Here is a 21,932-nt window from a genome sequence, read left to right on the forward strand (position 1 = left end):
GGCGTAGCCTCGACGTCATGGACCCGCAAGGGCGCGTGGAGGACTTCGGTCTGGCAGCGATGGCCCGCCGTCGTGCGGCGCTGGCCCGCGAGCGCGCGGAGCGGGCGGAGGCGGCGGCCGAGCGGCACGAGCTGCTGGCGGCGCAGCCGGGGCGGGAGTTCCACGCCCAGGTCGCGCAAACTCACCGTAGAACCGCCGAATGTCACCGTGCCTCGGCCCGTCTCCAGGACAGCTTCGCTCTCCGTGCGACGGCCTGGGCCGGGGGGCAGGGGGCCCGGCCGCGGTTCATGGCGGTGGTCGCCGAGGCCTGCGGCACCGGTGGCGCGGCGATGGCCCTGCTCGACTCCGGACAGAACCAGCTCGCGGTCGCCGTGTCCGACGAACGCTCCGCCGCCGCCCAGGAGTTGGAGTATGTCCTCGGCGAGGGCCCGGGCCAGGACGCGGCGACCGGACGCCGGCCGGTGCACGTGACCGGCCCGGACATCGGGACCCGCTGGCCGGAGTACGGACCCGCCCTCGCCGCCCTGGGCATCGCCGCGGTGGCCGCCGTACCGCTGCGGACCCGGGACAGCTGCGTCGGATCGCTGACCGTCTTCGACCCGCGGACCACGGGGTACGACCGGCTCACCGAGGTCGCCGCGGCCCTCACCGGCATCGTGCTGCTCGACCCCGAGGCCGACCCGGACCTGTACGGCGGGACCGACGTCCGGGCCGTCGTGCACCAGGCGGCCGGCGCGCTCTCGGTACGGATCGGCTGCTCGGTCGACGACGCACTGGCACTCATCAAGGCCCGGGCGTTCGCCGAGGAGGTCTCCCTCGACACCGTCGCCCGGCAGATCGTGGACGGCGACCGGAAACTCACCTGAGGAAGAGGCCCCATGACGCCCGAACAGCGGCTGGCCGACGCGTTCGTCGCCCTGGCCGGCAGCACGGCGGACGGCCCGTTGGACGTGCCCGAAACCCTCACCGTCCTGGCGCACCGCGCGCCGGTCCTGCTCGGTACCCGTGCCGCGGCCGTGCAGTTCGCGCCCGCGGGCCACGACACGGCGCTGGTGGTGGGCTCCGATCCGCAGGTGTTCCACCTGGAACACGAGGCCGCCGGGCGGCGCGAGGGCCCCGGCCACGAGTGCCGCCGGACCGGCGCGGGAGTGCCCTGGGCCCAGGCCGCCCTCGACAGCGGGCCCGTCCGGCAGCGGTGGCCGCACTACGCGCCGAAGGCCCTGCGGCTGGGCTACACCCAGGTCGTGGCCCTCCCGCTGCGCGAACACACCGGCACGAGCGGTGCGCTCGTGCTGCTGTCCGGCGCGGAGCGGGCCTTCTCCCCGGCGACCCTGGGGCTCGGCCGGTCGCTCGCGGACTTCACCGCCGTCATCCTGGAGCGCGCCCGGGAGGCCGACCGCAGCCGGACGCTCACCGCCCAGCTGGAACAGGCGCTGACCGGCCGCGTGGTCATAGAGCAGGCCAAGGGCATCCTCGCCACCCGCCGGGCGGTGACCCCGGACGGAGCCTTCGACCTCCTGCGCAAGTACGCCCGCGCACATCAGCGATCGGTACGGGACGTGGCCCGTGACGTGGTCGAGGGGCGCTCGGACCTCGATCGGACCGATCCCGCGCGCTGAGCCCCACCTGCGACGGGACCTCCGAGGGGATCTTCGACGCGATCCGGGCGCGGCAACGTGACGCAACACGGTGACACGGCCCTGTGACGCAGCACTCCGCGCCAGAAGATCGCGGAGGGAGCCGACCTGCGGGCCTTCCAGGGCGGTCCGCGATACTGCCCAGGCGAAGGGGGGAAATCTGTCACGGCCGGGCCACATCCGTGCGCCCGGCGGCGTTAGGGTTGGCGCAGGAGGGCGAATACGGTGCCGGATCCTCACGGAGGACGGGTCCCGGACCCGGCCGGACCGCTCGCCTCGCCCCGAAACGAAGGTGCCATGCCCGCTGAGATCGACCCCGTCACCGACAACCTCGACGATGACGACTACCCGGCCTACACCATGGGTCGGGCCGCCGACGTTCTCGGCATCACGCCGGCCTTCCTCCGGGCCGTCGGCGAGGCCGAGCTGATCACCCCGCTGCGTTCGGAGGGCGGTCACCGCCGCTATTCACGCCGTCAGCTGCGCGTCGCCGCCCGGGCCCGCGAACTCGTCGACCAGGGCACGCCGATCGAGGCCGCGTGCCGCATCGTCTCGCTGGAGGACCAGCTGGAGGACGCCCTCCGCCTGAACGACGAAATGCGCAAGCTGCTGGCCGAGCGTGGCGCGAATATCTAGTGCGGCGGGTACAGAAACCGGGTGTTCGGCGGGAGGAGAATTCGTGATCGAACTCCAGATCAGCATGGGGTTTCCGGCCGACCTGTGTTAGCGTGATACCAGTTGCAGTTTTGGTTACCAGAGACTTGTTTCACAGCCAGTTTCTTTGCAGAGCTTTCCGGATCTTTCCGGAGGGGTGATCATCGCGGCGACTCGGGATCGGCAAAGTGCAGATCCCGGCACTGCCCCCCAAGGGAGATTCAATATGGCATCTGGCACCGTGAAGTGGTTCAACGCGGAAAAGGGCTTCGGCTTCATCGAGCAGGACGGCGGCGGCGCTGACGTCTTCGCCCACTACTCGAACATCGCCGCCTCCGGCTTCCGCGAGCTTCAGGAAGGCCAGAAGGTTACTTTCGACGTCACGCAGGGCCAGAAGGGCCCCCAGGCCGAGAACATCGTTCCCGCCTGATTGCTTGACGCATGACAGTAGCTGGGGCCCGCACTCTATGGGGTGCGGGCCTCAGCTCGTTCACTTTTCGCTTGTTCCCAGCCGCTCTCAGCTGATTCGGGCTGCTTCCAGCCAGTCCAAAGCTGATTCCCGCATGAGGGACCGCCTCGGTTCACCCACCGGTTCACTCCGGTTCACCAACCGCAAGGCGCGGCTTTTCGCTATTTTCACGGCTCATTCTTGTGAATCCTCATGCGGCTATTCGCCGCTGGACGGAATTCCTCGATACGTGCCGTATCGAGGAGGGTTCCATCATGAACCGCGACCGTCGCAGCAGCAGCGCCAGTTCGGGCCGCGTCCGCACGGACAGGAAGTCCACGGGCGGAACGGGCTCCGCATACGGCAGCCGCTTCCGTTCCCACGAGCCCCGTCGGACCTCGCGTCCGACCGGCGCGGGTAAGAGCGGCCAGGGCCCGCGCTCGGCCGGCCCGCAGCAGGAGTTCGCGCTCCCCACCACGATCACCGAACCGCTCCCGGCTGTCGAGTCGTTCGCCGAACTCGACATGCCCGAGGGCCTGTTGGCCGCACTCGGCGTCGAGGGCGTCACCGTGCCCTTCCCGATCCAGGCGGCCACGCTGCCGAACGCGCTGGCCGGCCGGGACGTCCTGGGCCGCGGGCGCACCGGTTCGGGCAAGACGCTCGCCTTCGGGCTGGCCCTGCTGGCCCGGCTGAACGGCCGGCGGGCTCAGCCCCGGCAGCCGCTCGCCCTTGTCCTCGTGCCCACCCGGGAACTGGCCCAGCAGGTCACCGACGCGCTCGCCCCCTATGCCCGCGCCCTGCGGCTGCGGACCACCACCGTGGTGGGCGGCATGTCGATCGGCCGCCAGGCCAGCAGCCTGCGCGGCGGCGCCGAAGTCGTCGTAGCCACCCCCGGCCGCCTCAAGGACCTCATCGAGCGGGGCGACTGCAAGCTCGACCAGGTCGGCATCACGGTCCTGGACGAGGCCGACCAGATGGCCGACATGGGCTTCATGCCCCAGGTCACCGCGCTGCTCGACCAGGTCCGACCCGGCGGTCAGCGGCTGCTGTTCTCGGCGACCCTGGACCGCAACATCGACCTGCTGGTCCGCCGCTACCTGCACGACCCGGTCGTGCACTCGGTCGACCCGACCGCGGGCGGTGTCGCCACCATGGAGCACCACCTGCTGCACGTGCGGGACACCGAGAAGCACTCCACGGCGACCGAGATCGCCGCCCGCGACGGGCGCGTGATCCTCTTCCTGGACACCAAGCACGCGGTGGACAAGCTGACCAAGCACCTGCTGTCCGTCGGTGTGCGGGCCTCGGCGCTGCACGGCGGCAAGTCCCAGTCGCAGCGCAACCGGACGCTCGCCCAGTTCAAGGACGGCCACCTCACCGCCCTGGTCGCCACCAACGTCGCCGCGCGCGGAATCCACGTCGACAACCTCGACCTGGTCGTGAACGTCGACCCGCCGGGCGACCACAAGGACTACCTGCACCGCGGCGGCCGTACCGCCCGCGCCGGCGAGTCCGGCACCGTCGTCACCCTGGTGCTGCCGCACCAGCGGCGCTCGATGGACCGGCTGATGCTGGACGCCGGGATCACCCCGAGCAGCAGCACCCGGGTCAGCCCCGGCGAGGCCGAGCTGCAGCGCATCACCGGTGCCCGCACCCCCTCCGGCGTACCCGTCGTCGTGACGGCGCTCGCGCCGGCCGCGGACCGACGCGAGCGTTCCGGTGCCCCCGGTCGCGGCCGGGGCGGACGGGCCGGTGGCTCCCGCGTGCGCCGTGCCCCGACCAGGAACCCGCGCTAGTCAAGACGCTGGGGTTCGCTCCCCGCGGTCAGGACGCCCACCCGCGCGTCCTGACCGCTCCTCGGTATCGCTTCTCCCGCTCTGCTCCCCTGCCTTCCCCTCGGTTCAACTCCCCTTCCTGTTGGAGGCATTCATGCGCTGTGTCATCGCCCGATTCCCCTTCGACCTGCGCAAGAACGAGGTCGAGCAGTCGATGGACGGCATCACGCCCGAAACCGTCACCGGTGTCTCCGTCACCATCGGCCAGCAGGTCTACCCCGTCCTGCAGGTCGGCGAAGTGATCACCCGGCAGAACCGCCGCGACTTCACCACCGGCGAGATGCGCCGTGCGCTGACCCGGCTCGGCTTCGTCTGCCACGACGCCCCCCAGCCCGCCCAGACCCGGACCCCGGCCACCGACCAGGAAACGCTCGGCTGGTGAACCGATGGGGCCACTGAGCCCCCGGCGGAACGGAGACCGGTGACCCGCGACGGGATGGCCGAGGCGCTGCGGTCGCTACGTCCCGGCAGCGGCGCCGATCCCGCGGAGACCGGCGCACGGGCGCTTGGCGTCGCGGGCGTCGCGGTGTCCGTCTTCCCGATGCCGTCCGCGGACACGAACGGCACTCGCGCACCCGAACCGCTCTGGTGGTACCCCGAGCTGAGCCTGCGCTTCGAGGAACTGCAGTTCACGCTCGGCGAGGGCCCCGGCCCCGATGCCGCCCGCGTAGGAATCGCCGTACTGGAACCGGATCTCGACCGGGTGCGCCCGGACCGCTGGCCCGTGCTGCTGCCGGCGGTCCGGCAACTCGGGGTCGACGGGGTCTGCTGCTTCCCGCTCGGCCTGGGCGCCGTCCGGCTGGGCATGTTCACCCTGCTGTGCGACGGCAGGGGCGGTCTCGACGGCCGGCAGCTCGCGGACGCGAACACGCTGGCCGCCGCCCTGACCGTGACCCTGCTGGACGGACGGCGACCGGCCGACCGCAAGGACGACGACGGCCTGCCGTGGCCGGCCGACGGGCTGCACCGGGCCGTGGTGCACCAGGCGACCGGCATGATCAGCGTCCAGCTCGCCATCCCCCTGACCGAGGCCCTGGTGCGGCTGCGCGCCTTCGCCTACGGCAGTGAACGCCTGATCGGCGACGTGGCGGAAGACGTCGTGGCCCGACGACTGCGATTCGACGACGATGGAAGCGGGCCGCGTGTGCCCGTCGGTGGAGAGGGATGATCGGCATGACTCGAGAACAACGCCTCGCGGAGGTGTTCGTCGAGATCGCGGACTCACTCATCGACGACTTCGACGTCCTCGACCTGCTCCAGCGGCTCTCCGCGCGCTGCGTGGAGCTGCTGGAGGTCTCGGCGGCCGGCATCCTGCTCGCCGACCCCCGTGGCGAGCTGCAGGTCATCGCCGCCTCGGACGAGCACACCCGGCTGCTGGAGCTGCTCGCCCGGCAGCACGACCAGGGGCCCTGCGTGGAGTGCTTCCGCACCGGGTCGGCCCGTACGAACATCGACCTAGGGCGCCCCGAGGCGGCCGCCGCCTGGCCCCGCTTCACCCCGAAGGCGCGCGAGCTCGGGTTCGTCGCCACGCACGCCATCCCGCTGCGGCTGCGGGACCGGGTGGTGGGCGCCCTGAACCTCTTCCAGACCTCCGTGCACCGGCTCGACGACGACGAGATCGCCCTCGCCCAGGCGCTCGCGGACGTGGCCACGATCACGATCCTGCAGCAGCGCACGCTTGAGAAGTCCTATGTGGAGAACACCCAGTTGAACTCCGCGCTGACCAGCCGGATCCTGGTGGAGCAGGTCAAGGGGGTGCTGGCCGAGCGCTGGGGCACCTCGGTCGACGAGGCCTTCGCCGCGTTCCGCGCCTACGCCCGGGCCCATCACCTGCGGCTGACGGACTTCGCCCGGCAGATCGTCGACGGCACGGTCGACACGTCCACCATCCCGGCCCCCGAGAACGCCCAGCCCCCCGAGATCTACGAGTGACGGTCACGGGTCGAGCAGCAGGACCCGGCGCGGATCGGCCGACGGGGTCCGGCGCTCGCCGGCCGGGAGGTCCCGCCAGCCCCAGGCCCGCAGGGCGGCCAGCGTCGGTACGTCGAAGCGGGCGACCAGGGTGACGCCGGTGGCGTCCGAGTGCTCGCCGAGCAGGCGCCGCTGCAGCCGCCGGGCCAGATTCCAGTCCCGGTCCGTGGACTGCCGGCGCACCTGGGGCCGTACGACGATCTCGCGGATCGCGAACAGCCCAGCGCGCAGCGGGAATCCGTAGGCGAACGCCGTCATCGTCGAGTTCTCCGCGACCAGCAGGGCGAAGCCGGGACGGCGCATGTCGTCGGCCAGCCGGCTGAGGAAGGTGTGGCGCAGCCGGTCCCACTGCCAGGGTTCGGCACCGGAGTTGGCGGCGTACATCTCGCCGAGTTCCGGCAGCCGGTCCATGACCTGGAACCGGGACAGCGGGCGCAGCCGCTCGGCGTCCCAGGGTGAGGGGCACTGCCGACCGGGCCTGGCCCGCGCCCGGGGGTACTCCCAGGCCGGCCGGAGCGCGTTCTCTGTCATGAGGCGGACCTGTTCCGGGCGCCGTCGCAGCCGACCTGGTCTCGTCGATCGCCGAGAACGGCACGGGCGTGAGAGCCGGCACACGAGGAACCCTCGGTCCTTTCACGATACTCCGGGCCCCGCCGGCCGCCCCGGGGAGAGACCGCGCCTCAGTTGTTCCACGTCTCGTCGTACGGATCCGCGGGCGTCGCCACCGGTGTCGCCGAGCTGACCTGCAGGAACGGGATGGGGCCGTTGTTCACCGGGTCCTTGACCTCGCGGGTGGTGTAAGTCCCGGTCACCTCAAGCCACTTGTCGGGCTGCAGGACCGGGGGGACCTTGCCGGTCAGGCCGATCTTCACCGGCTGGGCGTCCGCGGCACAGCAGTTGAGGGCCATCCGGACCAGATACGGCGTACCCGCGTGGTCCAGTGCGACGAAGCCGGTGACCTTGATCTGGCGGCCGTCGAGGGTGCGGCCGTGCTGGTAGACCGCGCGGCTCGCGTAGTCGACCACGGAGAGGCGCAGCGGCCCGGCGGCGGGCAAGTTGTCGTAGCCGTACGGCTTTTGGAGCGCCGTCCCCGTGCGCATCGCGCTGTACGAGCCGAGCGCGGGCGGGGCGACCAGGATCAGGGCGAGGAGGGGGAGGACCAGGAGCCAGGAGATACGGGGTTCGCGGTGAACGTGGTCGTGACCGTCGTCATCGAGGTCGGCGGACCCGTGCCCGTCCCCCGCAAGCGCGGCCCCGTCCGCCTTCTCAGCGCCCTGCGGTTCTCCCTGCTTCCGCCCCCGCCACTCGTACCAGACCGTCGCCAGCGCCGCCGCGATCAGGACCACGCCGGCCAGCAGCAACAGCGGCTGCAGCCCCGCCTTGACGTACCGCAGATACAGATCCGTGAACCCGGCGTGCAGCAGTGCCGCGCCGGTGAGGAAGAGGACCGCCGCCTGTGCCTGCCGGTTCACAGCAGCACCGCCCCGGTCAGGACCGCGCCCACGATCGCCACGGCGAAGGTGGCGGGCCCGAAGCGCAGGGCGAAGCCCCGGCCGAACGTGCCCGCCTGCATCGCGAACAGCTTCAGGTCGATCATCGGGCCGACGATCAGGAACGCCAGCTTGGCGGTGAGCGAGAACTGGGTCAGCGAGGCCGCCACGAACGCGTCCGCCTCCGAGCAGATCGACAGCAGTACGGCGAGCAGGGACAGGGCGAGGATCGCGACCACCGGGTTGTCCGCGGCCGTGCGCAGCCAGCTCGCCGGTGCCACCGCCTTCAGCGTGGCCGCGGCCATCGCGCCGACGACCAGGAAGCCGCCCGCGTGCATGACGTCGTGCCGGACCGACCCCCAGAACGCGGCGCCCTTGCTCTGCCCCTCGTAGTGCGAACGGTGCGGCATGCGCAGCCAGTCCGTGCGGCCAAGTCGCTGCCAGAGCCAGCCCATCGAGCAGGCCACGAGGAGGCTGCCGACGAAGCGGGCGAGGACCATCTCGGGGTTGCGGGGGAAGGCCACGGCGGTCGCGGTCAGCACGATCGGGTTGATCGCCGGCGCGGAGAGCAGGAACGCGATCGCCGCGGCCGGGGTGACGCCCCGGCGCACCAACGCCCCCGCCACCGGCACGGACGCGCACTCGCACCCCGGCAGCACCGCGCCCGCCATCCCGGCCACCGGCACCGCGAGCGCGGGCCGGCTCGGCAGGGCGCGGGCGAAGAACGTCGGCGGTACGAACACCGCGATCGCCGCCGAGAGCAGCACGCCGAGCACCAGGAAGGGCAGCGCCTGGACGAGCACGGCGACGAACACCGTCATCCAGCTCTGCATCACGGGCGCGGACAGCGCACCGCGGATGGGGTCCTGCAGCAGCACCAGGACGAGCAGCAGGAGGATGAGGATCAGGGAGGACCGGGACTGCTGGGCAGCAGGCGGCGCCTCCGGCTCCGGTGTACCCGGTACCGGCTCCGGAGCACCCCGTACCGGCTCATGGCTGTCCGCCCCAGTGGGGGCTGGTTTGGTGATGGCCACGGGCGAGGTACCTCCGGTGGTGCGGAAAGCGCTGGTTTCCGTCCCTATCCATACGATGGAGAGGGAACAGCCGTTCAGTTGACTCTGGAACCGCCCCTCCCCATAAGGCAGTCTTTCCCCTCGTGGCGAGCGTTCCTCAGCAGGGTGTGACAGGCGACCTGTCCGGACACATGGTCGTGTGCGGCGACGACGGGCTGGCGCACCGGCTGGCCGCCGAACTCCGGGGGGTGTACGGCGAGCAGGTCACGCTCATCGTGCCACCGTCCGAGCGCGGTGTCCGGACCCCGGTGGTCGGCAGGGCGCGGGCGACGACCGCGGCGCTGCTCGACCGGGTGGTGAACGCGACCGTCAACCGGGCGGCGGGCGGCGCCGATTCGAGCGCGACCGCCGCGACCGCCGTCAACGGCGGTGAACGGGTCGTCGAAGCGGCCGAGGCGACCGAGGTCGCGCTCGCCGAGGCGGGCGTGGAGCGGGCCGCCGCGCTGGCGCTCGTGTACGACGACGACGAGACCAACATCCGCGCCGCCCTCACCGCCCGCCGCCTCAACCCCCGCCTCCGCCTCGTCCTGCGCCTCTACAACCGCCGGTTGGGCCAGCACATCGAGGAACTCCTCGACCAGGCAGCCGCGTTGGCGGCCGGAGACGGCACGACCGACGGCACCGGCTCCGGCTTCGACGCCTCTACGACCGTGCTGTCCGACGCCGATACGGCCGCACCGGCGCTGGCCGCCACCGCCGTGACCGGCACCAGCAAGGTCGTCCAGACCGACGGGCTGATGCTGCGCGCGGTCGAGCGGCCGGCGCCGGAGCCCGGGCAGGAGGCCGATCCGGGGCTGGCCACGCTGGCGCTGCTGTCCACGGCAGGCAGCGATCCCGCCGACGGCTCCGAACGCGACGGGGACTCGGGGCCGCGGCTGCTGCCGGACGCGGCGACGGTACGGGCCGCGACCGGGCGCGGGACCGTCGTGCTGGAACAAGTGGCGTACTCGGGGCCCTCGTCGCCGCCCGCGCGCGGGAGTGTCGTGCCGCCGTTCGCCTCGCTGTTCTCCCGGCGGCTGCGGTGGTCGCTGGCGGGGCTCGTGGCGTGTGTGGTCGCGCTCGCGGTCGCGCTGTCGGTGGTGACCCAGATGCATCCGCTGAGCGCGTTCTATCTGACGCTCCTCGATCTCTTCGCCATCGACGATCCGGCGATCGGTGCCTCCCTGGGACGGCAGATCCTCCAACTCCTCTCCGGTCTCGTCGGGTTGCTGCTGCTGCCGGTGCTGCTGGCCGCGGTCCTAGAAGCGCTCGGTACCTTCCGCACCACGTCCGGGCTGCGCAAGCCGCCGCGCGGGCTCGGCGGGCATGTGGTGCTGCTCGGGCTCGGCAAGATCGGCACGCGCGTGCTGATCCGGTTGCGCGAACTGCACATCCCGGTGGTGTGCGTCGAGTCCGACCCCGAGGCCCGCGGGCTCGCGGTCGCGCGCCGGCTGCGGGTACCGGTGGTGCTCGGCGACGTCACCCAGGAGGGCGTCCTGGAGGCCGCCAAGATCCACCGCGCGACCGCGCTGCTCTCGGTGACCAGCGCGGACACGACGAATCTTGAGGCCGCGCTGTACGCCCGGTCCGTGCGGCCCGAGCTGCGGGTGGTGCTGCGGTTGTACGACGACGACTTCGCGACGGCCGTGTACCGGACGCTGCGGGCCGCTCATCCTCTGGCGACCACTCGGAGTCGGAGCGTTTCCCATCTGGCCGCGCCCGCCTTTGCCGGGGCGATGATGGGGCGGCAGATTCTGGGGGCGATCCCTGTTGAGCGGCGGGTGTTGCTGTTCGCCGCCGTGCAGGTGGGATCGCATCCTCAGTTGGCGGGGCGGACGGTCGCGGAGGCGTTCCGCGCCGGGGCGTGGCGGGTGCTGGCCTTGGACACCGCTCGTGGGGCGCATGAGGACGCACGGCGGTCGGGGTTGGTGTGGGACCTCCCTGACACGTATGTCCTGCGGGACTCGGATCGGGTGGTGCTGGCTGCCACGCGGAGGGGCATGGCGGAGCTGTTGGGGCGTCGGCGGCGGGAGCGGACCGGGGCTTGATTGATGGGTGCCGTGCGCCGGGGCGGGGTCGGGTGGGTGCACTCGCCCGCGTTTGCGGGGTGGCGCTCTCTTGGGGACGGGCGCCGCCCCACCTGCACGACTGCCCGCAGTTAAGCGGGGAGGTACCTTTCCGCGAACTCCAGCTCCAGCCTCACCTGCTTGATTCGCTCGTCCACCACCAATGACCCGTGGCCCGCGTCATAGCGATACACCTCGTGGGGGGCCTCTCGGGCCTCCAAGCGCTTCACGTAGTTCTCGATCTGGCGGATGGGGCAGCGGGGGTCGTTGACGCCTGCCGAGATGTAGACGGGGGCCTTGACCTCGTCGACGTAGGTCAGGGGGGAGGACGCCTCGAAGCGGTCCGGGACCTCCTCCGGGGTGCCGCCCAGGAGCGTGCGGTCCATGGCCTTGAGGGCTTCCATCTCGTCGTGGTACGCCGTGACGTAGTCGGCGACCGGGACCGCCGCGATGCCCAGGGCCCAGGCGTCCGGCTGGGCGCCGATGCCGAGGAGGGTGAGGTAGCCGCCCCAGGAACCGCCGGTGAGGATGAGGCGGGCGGGGTCCGCGAGGCCGGAGGTGACCGCCCACTCGCGGACCGCCTCGATGTCCTCCAGCTCGATCAGGCCGACCCGGTGCTTGAGGGCGTCGGTCCAGGCGCGGCCGTAACCCGTGGAACCGCGGTAGTTGACCCGGACCACCGCGTATCCGTGGTCGACCCAGGCCGCGGGGCCGGCCGCGAAGGAGTCGCTGTCGTGCCAGGTGGGGCCGCCGTGGATGTCGAAGACCGTCGGGAGCGGGCCCGTCGTGCCGGCCGGCTTCTGGACCAGGGCGTGGATACGGCCGCCCGGGCCCTCGACCCACACGTCCTCCACCGGGACCGAGCCGGGAGACTTCAGGCCGGGCGGGTCCAGGACCACCCCGCCCTTGGTGGAGCGGACCGCCGACGGCTCGGCCGACGACGACCACAGGTACTCGACCGTGCCGTCGGGGCGGGCCGTCGCACCGGAGACCGTGCCGGGCGGGGTCGGGATCCGCTCCGGCTCACGGGTCGCCAGGTCGTAGCGGAACAGCTCGCTGCGGGCCTCGAAGCTGTGCGCGACGAGCAGGCCCGTGCCGTCCGGGTACCACTCGGCGCTCACGTCACCGGGCAGGTCAAGGGCGAGGTCGGTCTCCTCCCCCGTCGCCACGTCCCACACCAGCGGCTCCCAACGGCCCCGGCGCTGGTGGCCGATGAGCAGGCGCGTGTCGCCGTCCACCGGCGCGAAGCCGAGGACCTCCAGGCCCAGCTCCTTCGTGCCCCCCTCGGTGTCGTCGAGATCGGCGACCGCCGTGCCGTCGGGGCGCAGGACGCGCAGCGCGGAGTGCATCGCGTCGCCGTGCTCGGTGTGCTCGATCGCGATCAGCGTGCCGTCGTGGGAGAGGTCGCCGACGCCCGCCGACTCACGGTGGAGGTAGATCTGCACGGGGGCCTCGCCCTCGCGCGCGAGATGGATCGTCGTACCGTCCTCGTCGGTCGAGCGGCCCACCACCGCCGTGCGGCCGTCCCGGCCCAGCGCCAGGCCCGCCGGGTACGACGGCTCCAGTCCCGGGGCGGCGAAGTCGTCCGCGCCGCCGCCGAAGGGCTGCCGGCGCCAGACGCCGAACTCGTCGCCGTCCTTGTCGTCGAACCACCAGATCCAGCCGCCGTCCGGGGACAGGACGCCGTCCGTCGTGCCGTTCGGCCGGTCGGTGACCTGGCGCTGCTCGTCACTCGCGCGGTCCCAGGCGTACAGCTCGTACGTCCCCGTCGCGTTCGACACGAACAGGGAACGGTCCGGGGCGTCCTCCGCCCAGTCGGGCAGCGACACCCTCGGCGCCCGGAAGCGCTTCTCCCAGTCCGGCATTACCTCGCGCTGTGCCTGCTGATCCGGCGAGGCGGACCCGTTGCTCTCAGTCATGGCCCCATACTGCCCGCCCTCACAGACAATTCACTGGCCAGGTCCGCAGGCTGTGGATAACTTCTACCCGCCGCTTACCCTTCCGGCGTCCCGCGCCGCCCGGCAAAGGGCGTATGCCCAGGTCGGGACCGATTGTCAGTGGCGGGGTGCAGACTCGTCGACATGACCGATCTGCGCAAGACAGTCGAGAGGTTCTGGGCCGCCGCCGAGTCCCGGGACTGGACCGCGTTCGCCGAGACCCTCGCCGAGGACGTCGTCTACACCCTGCCGCAGACGCGCGAGCGCATCGCGGGGCGGGAGAGGTACGTGGAGTTCAACCGGGAGTACCCGGGCGACTGGCACCTACGGACCGAGCGCATCGTCGCCGAGCCCGGACAGGTGGTCACCTGGGCGCACTTCACGGTGGGACTGGAGGAGATGTACGCGATCACGTTCTTCACCGGAGAAGCCGGAGAGTCCGGAGAGGGCAGGATCACGTCCATAACCGAGTTCTGGCCCGAGCCCTACGAGCCCCCGGCCGGCCGCGAACACCTCAGCGAGCGCTATTGAGCGGTACGGACCCCGGACAGGCACACGTCCAGTACAGGCACGCATCCCGTACAGGTACGCCAACCCCGCAGCCAAGCCCTCCGCGGGAGCCCCGTACCGTGGAAGGCGTGTACCGGTTTCTGCTGACGCGCCGCTGGTGGGGAATCAACGTCTTTGTGCTGCTCGCCATCCCCTTCTGCATCTTCATGGGGTCCTGGCAGCTGAGCCGTTTCGAGGACCGGGTGGACAGCCACCGCATCGCGGACGCGCAGGCGGCGGACACGCACGGGACGGCCCGCCCGCTGCGGGATCTGCTGCCCGTGGACCAGGCGACGTCCGGCGAGCAGGCCACCGTGACCGGCCACTACGGCAAGCAGTTGCTGGTCCCGGACCGCCAACTGGACGGCAAGGACGGCTACTACGTCCTGACCCTGCTGCGCACCGACGGCGGCCAGGCGCTGCCGGTGGTGCGGGGCTGGCTGCCGGGGAAGGCCGACGCGGCCGAGGCGCCCGCCGCGCCCACCGGTGAGGTCACCGTCACCGGTGCGCTGCAGGCGTCCGAGACGCCGGGGGACAACGGGGTGAGCGCCCAGGGCGGGCTGCCGGCCGGGCAGACCGGGGCGATCAGCTCGGCGTCCCTGATCAACATCGTGCCGTACAAGGTGTACGACGCCTGGGTCACGCTGGACAAGGCCGACTCGGGGATGACGGCCGTGCCGGCGACCGCGCCGCAGAACACCGGCCTGGACCTGAAGGCGTTCCAGAACCTGGGCTACACCGGGGAGTGGTTCGTCTTCGCGGGGTTCGTGGTGTTCATGTGGTTCCGGCTGCTGCGCCGCGAGGTGGAGTTCGTGCGGGACGCCGAGATGGGGTTGGTGGCGGAGGAAGAGCAACCCGTCACCGTATGACCGCTGTCCCCCGGCCGCTGCCACGTAACCGCTGTCACGCTCCGGGCGCCAGCACTCCCGTGTAGAACACCGTGCCCGCGCACGCGTTGCCCACGACCGTCGAGACCGTCGGCGACCCGGACTCCGCCGTGTTCGACACCTCGACACTGCCGTCGGCCGTGCCGCCGTCGGTGAGGAGCTGGGAGGTCGTGCCGTCGGTGGTGCCCGACGTGGTGCCGGAGGAGGTGCCCGTGGAGTCGGTGGAGCTCGGGTCGGGCGAGGGCTCGCCGGTGTTGCCGCCGTCGCTCGTCCCCGTGGTGGGGCAGGTCTCCGAGGGCACCCAGGCGAACTTCACCTCGTAGGCGGAGCCGGGCTGGAGCACCAGTGCGGTGGTCTCGGTGGACGGGTCGGGCAGGCCGCTCGCCGCGTCACCGGCCAGGTGCCGGGCCGTGCCGATCTTGCCCTGGTCCGCCGCGCCCTGGGCGAGCGCGGTCACGGTGCCGGGGCCGCCGACGGTGCACGCGGCGGTGGAGAGGTTGACGACGCTGAACGTGCCGTAGACCGCGCCCGCGGCGTCGGCGGCGGCCGACGTCCCGGTGGCGTTGCCGAGCTGGACGGCCGTACAGACAGGAGCGGCGGCGGTGGTCGCCGAGGGGCCGGTGCCGGAGGTGCCGCCCTGGGCCGTCCCGGCGCCCTTGCCCTGGTCGCCGCCCTTGGCGCCGCCGGGGCCCTTGTCCTCGGTCCTGCCCGAGGCGCCGCCGGCGGTGCTCTCATTTCCGTCTGCGTCTTTTCCCGAGCCTGCCCCGCCCTGGGCCTGTGAGGCCTGGCCCACGGCGGACGGGTTGACGCCGGAGCCGGTGGAGTTGGAGACGTGCAGCAGGGCGGGGACGGCGGTGCCGATGAAGAGGGCGGCGGCGGCCATGCCGACGACGGCCTGTCGCTTGCGGGCCCGCCGGACGGGAACGGCCTTGCGCAGGTGGTCGAGCGTGCCGTCGCGCGGCTCGACCGTCTGCACCGCCTGGTGCAGCAGGGTGCGCAGCGTCAGCTCGTCCGAGTCCAGCCCTTCCGGGCTCGGGTCCTCGGGGCCGTCGTGGTTCACAGTTCCGTTCCCAGCGTGCGATTGCGTGTGGTTCTGGTCGTGCGGTGCCGTCGGCTCGTGCCAAGCGTAGGGCTCGTGACGTTCATGGGAATCCGACCCTTCGGCGTCCCTGTTCGTGCCGGCGTCCTTGCTCATGCCGGCGCCTCCATCGCGATGCGGAGGGCCGCGATGCCGCGCGAGCCGTACGCCTTGACCGAGCCGAGCGATATGCCCAGCGAGTCGGCGACCTGCGCCTCGGTCATGTCCGCGAAGTAGCGCAGCACCAGGACCTCGCGCTGGCGGCGCTGCAGCCCCTTCATCGCCTTGATGAGGGAGTCGCGCTCCAGCTGGTCGTAGGCGCCTTCCTCGGCGCTCGCCATGTCGGGCATCGGCTTGGACAGGAGCTTGAGTCCGAGGATGCGGCGGCGCAGGGCGGAGCGGGAGAGATTGACGACCGTCTGACGCAGATAGGCGAGCGTCTTCTCGGGGTCACGGACACGCTTGCGGGCCGAGTGCACCCGGATGAAGGCCTCCTGCACGACGTCCTCGCAGGAGGCGGTGTCGTCCAGGAGCAGGGCGGCGAGCCCGAGCAGCGAGCGGTAGTGGGCCCGGTAGGTCTCGGTGAGGTGGTCGACGGTCGTGCCGGCCGCCACCGCTTCGTCGGCGTCGTCGCGCTGGTTCGGGATGCGGGCGGGCCGCGCTGCGGGCATGGGCGCGATCACCGGCATGCCGCCGGGCACACCGGGCATGCGGGGTCGGACGGGCCTGCGGGGCGGCCGTAGAGCCGTACCCCCGGGTGCCGTACTGAAGAAATCGAGAACCTCTGCCACGCCAGTTGGACACGCTTCCCCCCTTGAGGGTTGTGCGTGCCGGGCATCCCGTTTGTTTCGCGTGATGCCACCGGTCGTCTGGTGTCAGGCAGCACAGCTGACCGTGCGTCAAGCGCCCTCATGCCTACCCGCTCTTCCCCTGTGTCCTGAATGATCGGGGCGTCCCCACGCCCCGTACCGCATCCCCGCGCCCCCCGAAGGGCGTTCGCAAAGACGCTCCCCGCCCTTCGCGCGGTTGCGAAGAGCGGGGAGAGAATCTTCGGACGCCGAAGAGGCCCAGTTCAAGTGGTCTGAACCATCGATCGGCTCACACTTCACGTGAATCCTACAAATGATTCCTGTGCTGGCCAGGACGTTTTGGGTATGCCCGAAGCGATACGGTCCCGGCCGGCACGGCAGGGGTCAGACGAACTCGGTCGCGATGAGCTCCGCGATCTGTGCGGTGTTGAGGGCGGCGCCCTTGCGCAGGTTGTCGCCGCAAACGAAGAGTTCGAGCGCCGTGGGGTCGTCGAGCGCCCGCCGCACCCGGCCCACCCACGTGGGGTCGGTGCCCACCACGTCGGCGGGGGTCGGGAACTCCCCCGCGGCCGGATTGTCGAAGAGGACGACCCCGGGGGCCGTGGCGAGGATCTCGCGGGCCCCGTCGACGGTGACCTCGGCCTGGAAGCGGGCGTGCACGGTCAGGGAGTGCGTGGTCACGACCGGGACCCTTACGCATGTCACGGCGACGGGCAGCTTGGCCAGACCGAGGATCTTGCGGGTCTCGTCCCGCACCTTCATCTCCTCCGAGGACCAGCCGTCCTCGCGCAGCGACCCGGCCCACGGTACGACGTTCAGCGCGACCGGCTCCGGGAACGGCCCGGTGTCGTCACCGACGGCCCGCCGCACGTCCCCGGGATGCGTCCCCAGCTCCGTGCCGGCGACCAGCTTCAGCTGCCGGCGCAGGGTGTCGATGCCCTCCCGGCCCGCACCGCTCACGGCCTGGTACGAGGAGACGACCAGCTCGCGCAGCCCGAACTCGGCGTGCAGCGCGCCCAGGGCGACGATCATGGACAGGGTCGTGCAGTTGGGGTTGGCGATGATCCCGCGCGGCCGCAGCCGGGCCGCGTGCGGATTGACCTCGGGGACGACCAGCGGCACGTCCGGGTCCATCCGGAACGCGCCGGAGTTGTCCACCACCACCGCGCCCTTGGCGGCGGCGACGGGCGCCCACTGGGCGGCCAGTTCGTCGGGTACGTCGAACATGGCGACGTCGACCCCGTCGAAGGCCTCCTCGGTGAGCGCCACCACCTCGACCTGCTCGCCGCGCACGGCCAGCTTGCGGCCGGCCGAGCGCGGTGAGGCGATCAGGCGGATCTCGCCCCAGATGTCCGCGTGCTGGGACAGGATCTGGAGCATGACCGTGCCGACGGCTCCGGTCGCGCCCACGACCGCGAGCGTGGGTCGTCCAGTACCGGACATCAGCGTCCGGTGCCTCCGTAGACGACGGCTTCGACGGTGTCGGAGTCGAGCCCGAAGGCTGAGTGGACGGCGCGGACGGCCTCGGGGACGTCGTCGGCGCGGGTGACGACCGAGATACGGATCTCAGAGGTCGAGATCAGCTCGATGTTGACCCCGGCGTCGCTGAGCGCCTCGAAGAAGGACGCCGTGACGCCCGGGTTGGTCTTCATGCCGGCGCCGACCAGGGAGATCTTGCCGATCTGGTCGTCGTAGCGCAGGGAGTCGAAGCCGATGCCGCCCTTGTTGCGCTCCAGGGCGTCGATGGCCTTGCGGCCCTCGGTCTTCGGCAGCGTGAAGGAGATGTCGGTCAGCCCGGTGGAGGCGGCCGACACGTTCTGCACGACCATGTCGATGTTGATCTCGGCGTCCGCGATCGTGCGGAAGATCGCGGCGGCCTCACCCGGCTTGTCCGGTACGCCGACGACCGTGACCTTGGCCTCGGAGGTGTCGTGCGCGACACCGGAGATGATGGCCTGCTCCACCTTCTGGTCCCCTTGCTGCTTCGTGAGTGGTGCGCTGCTGACCCAGGTGCCCTGCAGTCCGCTGAAGCTGGACCGGACGTGGATCGGGATGTCGTAGCGGCGGGCGTACTCCACACAGCGGTGGAGCAGCACCTTCGAGCCGGAGGCGGCGAGCTCCAGCATGTCCTCGAAGGCGATCCAGTCGATCTTCTGCGCCTTCTTCACCACGCGCGGGTCGGCGGTGAACACGCCGTCGACGTCGGTGTAGATCTCGCAGACCTCGGCGTCGAGGGCGGCGGCAAGGGCGACGGCGGTCGTGTCCGACCCACCGCGCCCCAGCGTCGTGATGTCCTTCTTGTCCTGGCTGACGCCCTGGAACCCGGCGACGATGGCGATGTTGCCCTCGTCCAACGCGGTGCGGATCCGGCCCGGCGTGACGTCGATGATCCGGGCTTTGTTGTGGACCGAGTCGGTGATGACGCCTGCCTGGCTGCCGGTGAACGACTGGGCCTCGTGACCCAGGTTCTTGATCGCCATGGCCAGCAGTGCCATGGAGATACGCTCTCCGGCGGTCAGCAGCATGTCGAACTCACGCCCGGCAGGCATCGGGGATACCTGTTCGGCGAGATCGATCAGCTCGTCCGTCGTGTCGCCCATCGCGGAAACCACGACAACCACCTGGTTGCCGTTCTTCTTGGCTTCCACGATTCGCTTGGCGACGCGCTTGATGCCCTCGGCATCGGCTACGGAGGAGCCTCCGTACTTCTGCACGACAAGGCCCACGTGCGCTCCTCGCTCAGTCCCGTATATGTCGGCTCAGTCTAACGAGCACCCGAATTTCGCTTCCGCGGTATCGCATCGTGAGATTCGGACGCCCAGGTCAGCGCCTGCCCACTCACGGGGTGCGGGAAAAGTGCCGAGCGTCACAAGTGAGAGCTGTGAATTAAGTTTCAAGTATTAGGGTGCGGCTGTGCGTGTACTCCTGGTGGAAGACGATGAGCCGGTCGCCGAATCCCTGCGACGCGGACTGATCCGCTACGGCTTCGAGGTCGACTGGGTCACCACGGGAGCCGCCGCCCTGGCCCACTCCGCCCCCTACGACGTCGTCCTCCTCGACCTCGGGCTGCCCGACACCGACGGGCTCGACGTCTGCAAGGCGCTGCGCGAGCGCGGGAGCGTGCCGATCATCGTGATCAGCGCACGCAGCGACGAGACGGACCGGGTGGTGGGCCTGGAGATCGGCGCGGACGACTACGTCTCCAAGCCGTTCGGGGTACGGGAGGTCATCGCGCGGATAAGAGCGGTGATGCGACGCGTGCAGCCACGGGCGGAGGCCGCCGGTCCCGACCGGTACGGCCCTCGCCTCACCCTCGACCGCAAGGCCGCCCGGGTCCGCCTCGACGGCACGGAGGTCGCCCTCGCCCCCAAGGAGTACGACCTGCTGGCCTTCCTCACCGAGGAGCCCGGCGCGCTGATGTCGCGCGAGCAGATCATGGAAGCCGTCTGGGACGCGAACTGGTTCGGCCCGACGAAGACGCTGGATGTCCATGTGGCCGCCCTGCGGCGGAAGTTGGCGGGCGCGATCACCATCGAGGCGGTACGGGGCGTCGGTTTCCGCCTGGAGATCACCGACGCGACCGTCGGGGGAACGGCCGAGGGAACGTCTCCCTCATGATCCGGCAGCTCATCGTCAGCTACGTCCTGCTCGTGGCCGTGGCCCTGACCGCGTTCACCGTGCCCGTCGCCTTCACGCTGACCGCCCAACTGCGCGGAGACACCGAGCAGTCCGTGCGGCGCGAGGCCCGGACGATGGCCCTGCTGCTGAGCGGCGACGCCGCCTCGCGCGCCGCGCTGGACCGCATGGTGGTGGCGTACGCGCAGGAGACCCCCGGCACCGCCGAGGTGCTGCCCGCCGCACGGGCGAAGACCGCGACGCACTGGGGCGACGGGGCGTTGGAGGTGACCGAGCCGGCCAAGCGGGACGGCCGCACGGTCGGCGCCGTACGCATCTCGTACCCGACCTCCGACCTGACCCGGCGCCTGTGGCAGATCTGGGGCTTCCGGGCGTTCCTCGCACTCGGCGTGCTGGCGGTGGCGGCCGGCCTGGGCGCGATCGTGGCCCGCCGCCTGACCCGACCCCTGCGCCAGCTCAACGACATGGCCAGCAAGTTCAGCGACGGCGACCTGACGGCCCGCTCCCCCGTGACGGGCCCGCACGAGACACAGACCCTGGCGCGCACCCTCAACCAGGGCGCCGAACGCCTCGACACCCTGATCGCCTCGCAGCGCATCTTCGTGGCCGACGCCTCCCACCAGCTCCGCACCCCGCTCACAGCGCTCAGGCTGTCGCTGGACAACATCGCGGACGGGACGGACGACGAGTTCGTGCGCGAGGACGTGGAGCAGGCGACGGCCGAGGTGGTCCGCATGAGCCGTCTCGTCAACGGCCTGCTGGTGCTCGCGCGGGCCGAGGCCAAGGTGACCGCGGCCGAGCCGCTGCCGCTGAAGGAGATCGTCGCCGAACGCCTCTCGGTGTGGAGGCCGGCCGCCGACGAGCGCGGAGTCCGCATCGCGCTCGGGGGGAGTATCGTCGACGGCCGGCCGCTCGTGCTGGCCAGTCCCGGTCATCTCGAACAGGTCCTGGACAACGTGCTCTCCAACGCCCTGGAGGTGTCGCCGGACGGGGCGACGATCACCGTGCGGGCCGAATCACGGGGTGACGAGGTGGAGTTGTCGGTGGTGGACGAGGGCCCCGGCATGTCCGACGCGGACAAGTCCCGTGCCTTCGACCGCTTCTGGCGCGGTCAGGGCCTCACCGGCCGCACCGGTTCGGGCCTGGGCCTCGCCGTCGTACGGCAGTTGGTGACCGACGACGGCGGGACGGTGGCCCTGCGGGACGCGCCCGGAGGCGGGGCCGGGCGCGGGCTGTCCGTGGTGATCAGCCTTCGGGCATCACCGAGGAGTGGTGGTTGACGATCAGCCACTTGCCGCCGCGCTTCTCGTACTCGTACGTGTAGCGGGCCTCGACGACACGCTTGACGCCGGTCTTCGGGTCGGTGAGCGTGATGTCGTAGGCACCCGCGTCGATGGCCGAGTTGCCGTCGAGGACGTTGATGTACGTCTCGACCTTCTTCGCGACCGGCTTGTTCGGCAGGAAGTGCTCGAAGTAGTCGACGATCTCGGCGCGGTCGGTGCGGATCTCGTTGGAGACGGTGGGCAGCAGGACGGCGTCCGGCGCGTATCTGTTCGCGACCTTCTTCGGATCGCCGGTCTGCAGCGCGGCGTTCCAGCCGTCGAAGAGGGCGGCTATCTGCTTCTTGGTGGGCTTGGCGTCGCCCTGGGGACCGGCGGTCGCGGCGACGGTGCCGACGGTGCCGAGAGCCAGGACGGAGGTGACGGTGACGATGGCTGCACGCTTGCTCATGGACCGGCGGGTCATCTCAACTCCAGTTGTACTGGTGCTTCTTGGGATGACTCCAGACTCGCTTTCCGCTGGTTAGCGCCCGTGCAGCCGACGTACAAGGGACGTCCAGGACACCTCCAATTCACGCAAGGTGTCGATCCGCGCACGCTCGG

Annotated in this window: 22 protein-coding genes; 13 read left to right on the forward strand and 9 right to left on the reverse strand. The window is 71.2% G+C overall.

Annotated elements, in window-relative coordinates; genetic code table 11:
• The first annotated feature begins 17 nt into the window (after positions 1–17).
• From M2283_RS09915 to M2283_RS09950, 8 genes are all read left to right on the forward strand, one after another.
• Complete coding sequence (locus M2283_RS09915) at positions 18–866, forward strand: ANTAR domain-containing protein (protein ID WP_280875756.1); 849 nt, start codon at positions 18–20, stop codon at positions 864–866.
• Between the two features lie 12 nt (positions 867–878).
• Entirely contained in the window at positions 879–1,619 is a 741-nt protein-coding gene (locus tag M2283_RS09920; protein ID WP_280875757.1) for an ANTAR domain-containing response regulator, read from the forward strand.
• 315 nt (positions 1,620–1,934) lie between these two features.
• Positions 1,935–2,273: a MerR family transcriptional regulator gene (locus tag M2283_RS09925; RefSeq protein ID WP_280875758.1), complete on the forward strand. Its 339-nt coding sequence runs from the start codon at positions 1,935–1,937 to the stop codon at positions 2,271–2,273.
• A gap of 244 nt (positions 2,274–2,517) precedes the next feature.
• The gene (locus tag M2283_RS09930; protein ID WP_055489522.1) at positions 2,518–2,721 is read left to right on the forward strand and encodes a cold-shock protein; all 204 of its coding nucleotides are present in this window, start codon (positions 2,518–2,520) and stop codon (positions 2,719–2,721) included.
• A 293-nt stretch (positions 2,722–3,014) separates the two neighbouring features.
• Positions 3,015–4,535: a DEAD/DEAH box helicase gene (locus M2283_RS09935; RefSeq protein ID WP_280875759.1), complete on the forward strand. Its 1,521-nt coding sequence runs from the start codon at positions 3,015–3,017 to the stop codon at positions 4,533–4,535.
• Between the two features lie 133 nt (positions 4,536–4,668).
• The gene (locus M2283_RS09940) at positions 4,669–4,956 is read left to right on the forward strand and encodes an SCO5918 family protein (protein WP_280875760.1); all 288 of its coding nucleotides are present in this window, start codon (positions 4,669–4,671) and stop codon (positions 4,954–4,956) included.
• A 39-nt stretch (positions 4,957–4,995) separates the two neighbouring features.
• On the forward strand, positions 4,996–5,742 hold the full coding sequence (locus M2283_RS09945; protein ID WP_280875761.1) for an ANTAR domain-containing protein: 747 nt from the start codon (positions 4,996–4,998) through the stop codon (positions 5,740–5,742).
• Positions 5,739–6,506 (forward strand): GAF and ANTAR domain-containing protein, encoded by a 768-nt coding sequence (locus M2283_RS09950; RefSeq protein WP_280875762.1) that lies wholly within the window; start codon positions 5,739–5,741, stop codon positions 6,504–6,506. The genes M2283_RS09945 and M2283_RS09950 overlap by 4 nt, the downstream gene beginning before the upstream one ends.
• A 3-nt stretch (positions 6,507–6,509) precedes the next feature.
• Here the strand turns inward: M2283_RS09950 and M2283_RS09955 are convergent, their stop codons facing one another.
• From M2283_RS09955 to M2283_RS09965, 3 genes are all read right to left on the reverse strand, one after another.
• Positions 6,510–7,076, reverse strand: a complete 567-nt coding sequence (locus M2283_RS09955) for a hypothetical protein (protein ID WP_280875763.1) — start codon at positions 7,074–7,076, stop codon at positions 6,510–6,512.
• 149 nt (positions 7,077–7,225) lie between these two features.
• Positions 7,226–8,017, reverse strand: a complete 792-nt coding sequence (locus tag M2283_RS09960; RefSeq protein WP_280875764.1) for a TIGR03943 family putative permease subunit — start codon at positions 8,015–8,017, stop codon at positions 7,226–7,228.
• Positions 8,014–9,069 carry a permease gene (locus M2283_RS09965; protein WP_280875765.1) on the reverse strand — a complete coding sequence of 352 codons (1,056 nt, stop codon included), beginning with the start codon at positions 9,067–9,069 and terminating at the stop codon, positions 8,014–8,016. The genes M2283_RS09960 and M2283_RS09965 overlap by 4 nt, the downstream gene beginning before the upstream one ends.
• Before the next feature lie 170 nt (positions 9,070–9,239).
• Between M2283_RS09965 and M2283_RS09970 the strand changes: the two genes are divergently transcribed.
• Positions 9,240–11,135: an NAD-binding protein gene (locus M2283_RS09970; protein ID WP_280876247.1), complete on the forward strand. Its 1,896-nt coding sequence runs from the start codon at positions 9,240–9,242 to the stop codon at positions 11,133–11,135.
• A gap of 110 nt (positions 11,136–11,245) precedes the next feature.
• On the opposite strand, the gene M2283_RS09975 is transcribed toward M2283_RS09970, so the two are convergent.
• Positions 11,246–13,072: a S9 family peptidase gene (locus M2283_RS09975; protein WP_280875766.1), complete on the reverse strand. Its 1,827-nt coding sequence runs from the start codon at positions 13,070–13,072 to the stop codon at positions 11,246–11,248.
• Between the two features lie 162 nt (positions 13,073–13,234).
• Here M2283_RS09975 and M2283_RS09980 point away from each other — a divergent pair, with 162 nt between their 5' ends.
• The gene (locus M2283_RS09980) at positions 13,235–13,621 is read left to right on the forward strand and encodes a nuclear transport factor 2 family protein (RefSeq protein WP_280875767.1); all 387 of its coding nucleotides are present in this window, start codon (positions 13,235–13,237) and stop codon (positions 13,619–13,621) included.
• Between the two features lie 107 nt (positions 13,622–13,728).
• Entirely contained in the window at positions 13,729–14,508 is a 780-nt protein-coding gene (locus M2283_RS09985; protein ID WP_280875768.1) for an SURF1 family protein, read from the forward strand.
• 34 nt (positions 14,509–14,542) lie between these two features.
• On the opposite strand, the gene M2283_RS09990 is transcribed toward M2283_RS09985, so the two are convergent.
• The 4 genes from M2283_RS09990 to M2283_RS10005 form a co-directional block, all read right to left on the reverse strand.
• Positions 14,543–15,586 carry a hypothetical protein gene (locus tag M2283_RS09990; protein WP_348538902.1) on the reverse strand — a complete coding sequence of 348 codons (1,044 nt, stop codon included), beginning with the start codon at positions 15,584–15,586 and terminating at the stop codon, positions 14,543–14,545.
• A 131-nt stretch (positions 15,587–15,717) separates the two neighbouring features.
• Complete coding sequence (locus tag M2283_RS09995) at positions 15,718–16,293, reverse strand: SigE family RNA polymerase sigma factor (RefSeq protein ID WP_280876248.1); 576 nt, start codon at positions 16,291–16,293, stop codon at positions 15,718–15,720.
• A gap of 504 nt (positions 16,294–16,797) precedes the next feature.
• Positions 16,798–17,856, reverse strand: a complete 1,059-nt coding sequence (locus tag M2283_RS10000) for an aspartate-semialdehyde dehydrogenase (protein WP_280875770.1) — start codon at positions 17,854–17,856, stop codon at positions 16,798–16,800.
• On the reverse strand, positions 17,856–19,139 hold the full coding sequence (locus M2283_RS10005; RefSeq protein ID WP_280875771.1) for an aspartate kinase: 1,284 nt from the start codon (positions 19,137–19,139) through the stop codon (positions 17,856–17,858). Before M2283_RS10005 ends, M2283_RS10000 begins: the two co-directional genes overlap by 1 nt.
• 187 nt (positions 19,140–19,326) lie before the next feature.
• Here M2283_RS10005 and M2283_RS10010 point away from each other — a divergent pair, with 187 nt between their 5' ends.
• Together M2283_RS10010 and M2283_RS10015 are read left to right on the forward strand one after the other, a co-directional pair.
• The gene (locus M2283_RS10010) at positions 19,327–20,031 is read left to right on the forward strand and encodes a response regulator transcription factor (RefSeq protein ID WP_280875772.1); all 705 of its coding nucleotides are present in this window, start codon (positions 19,327–19,329) and stop codon (positions 20,029–20,031) included.
• Complete coding sequence (locus tag M2283_RS10015) at positions 20,028–21,329, forward strand: HAMP domain-containing sensor histidine kinase (protein WP_280875773.1); 1,302 nt, start codon at positions 20,028–20,030, stop codon at positions 21,327–21,329. Before M2283_RS10010 ends, M2283_RS10015 begins: the two co-directional genes overlap by 4 nt.
• Here M2283_RS10015 and M2283_RS10020 read toward each other — a convergent pair.
• Positions 21,295–21,795 carry an SgcJ/EcaC family oxidoreductase gene (locus tag M2283_RS10020; protein ID WP_280875774.1) on the reverse strand — a complete coding sequence of 167 codons (501 nt, stop codon included), beginning with the start codon at positions 21,793–21,795 and terminating at the stop codon, positions 21,295–21,297. The genes M2283_RS10015 and M2283_RS10020 overlap by 35 nt on opposite strands.
• Between the last annotated feature and the right edge of the window lie 137 nt (positions 21,796–21,932).

The sequence above is a fragment of the Streptomyces pseudovenezuelae genome, from assembly GCF_029892565.1.
In the GTDB taxonomy this organism is placed as follows: domain Bacteria; phylum Actinomycetota; class Actinomycetes; order Streptomycetales; family Streptomycetaceae; genus Streptomyces; species Streptomyces pseudovenezuelae_A.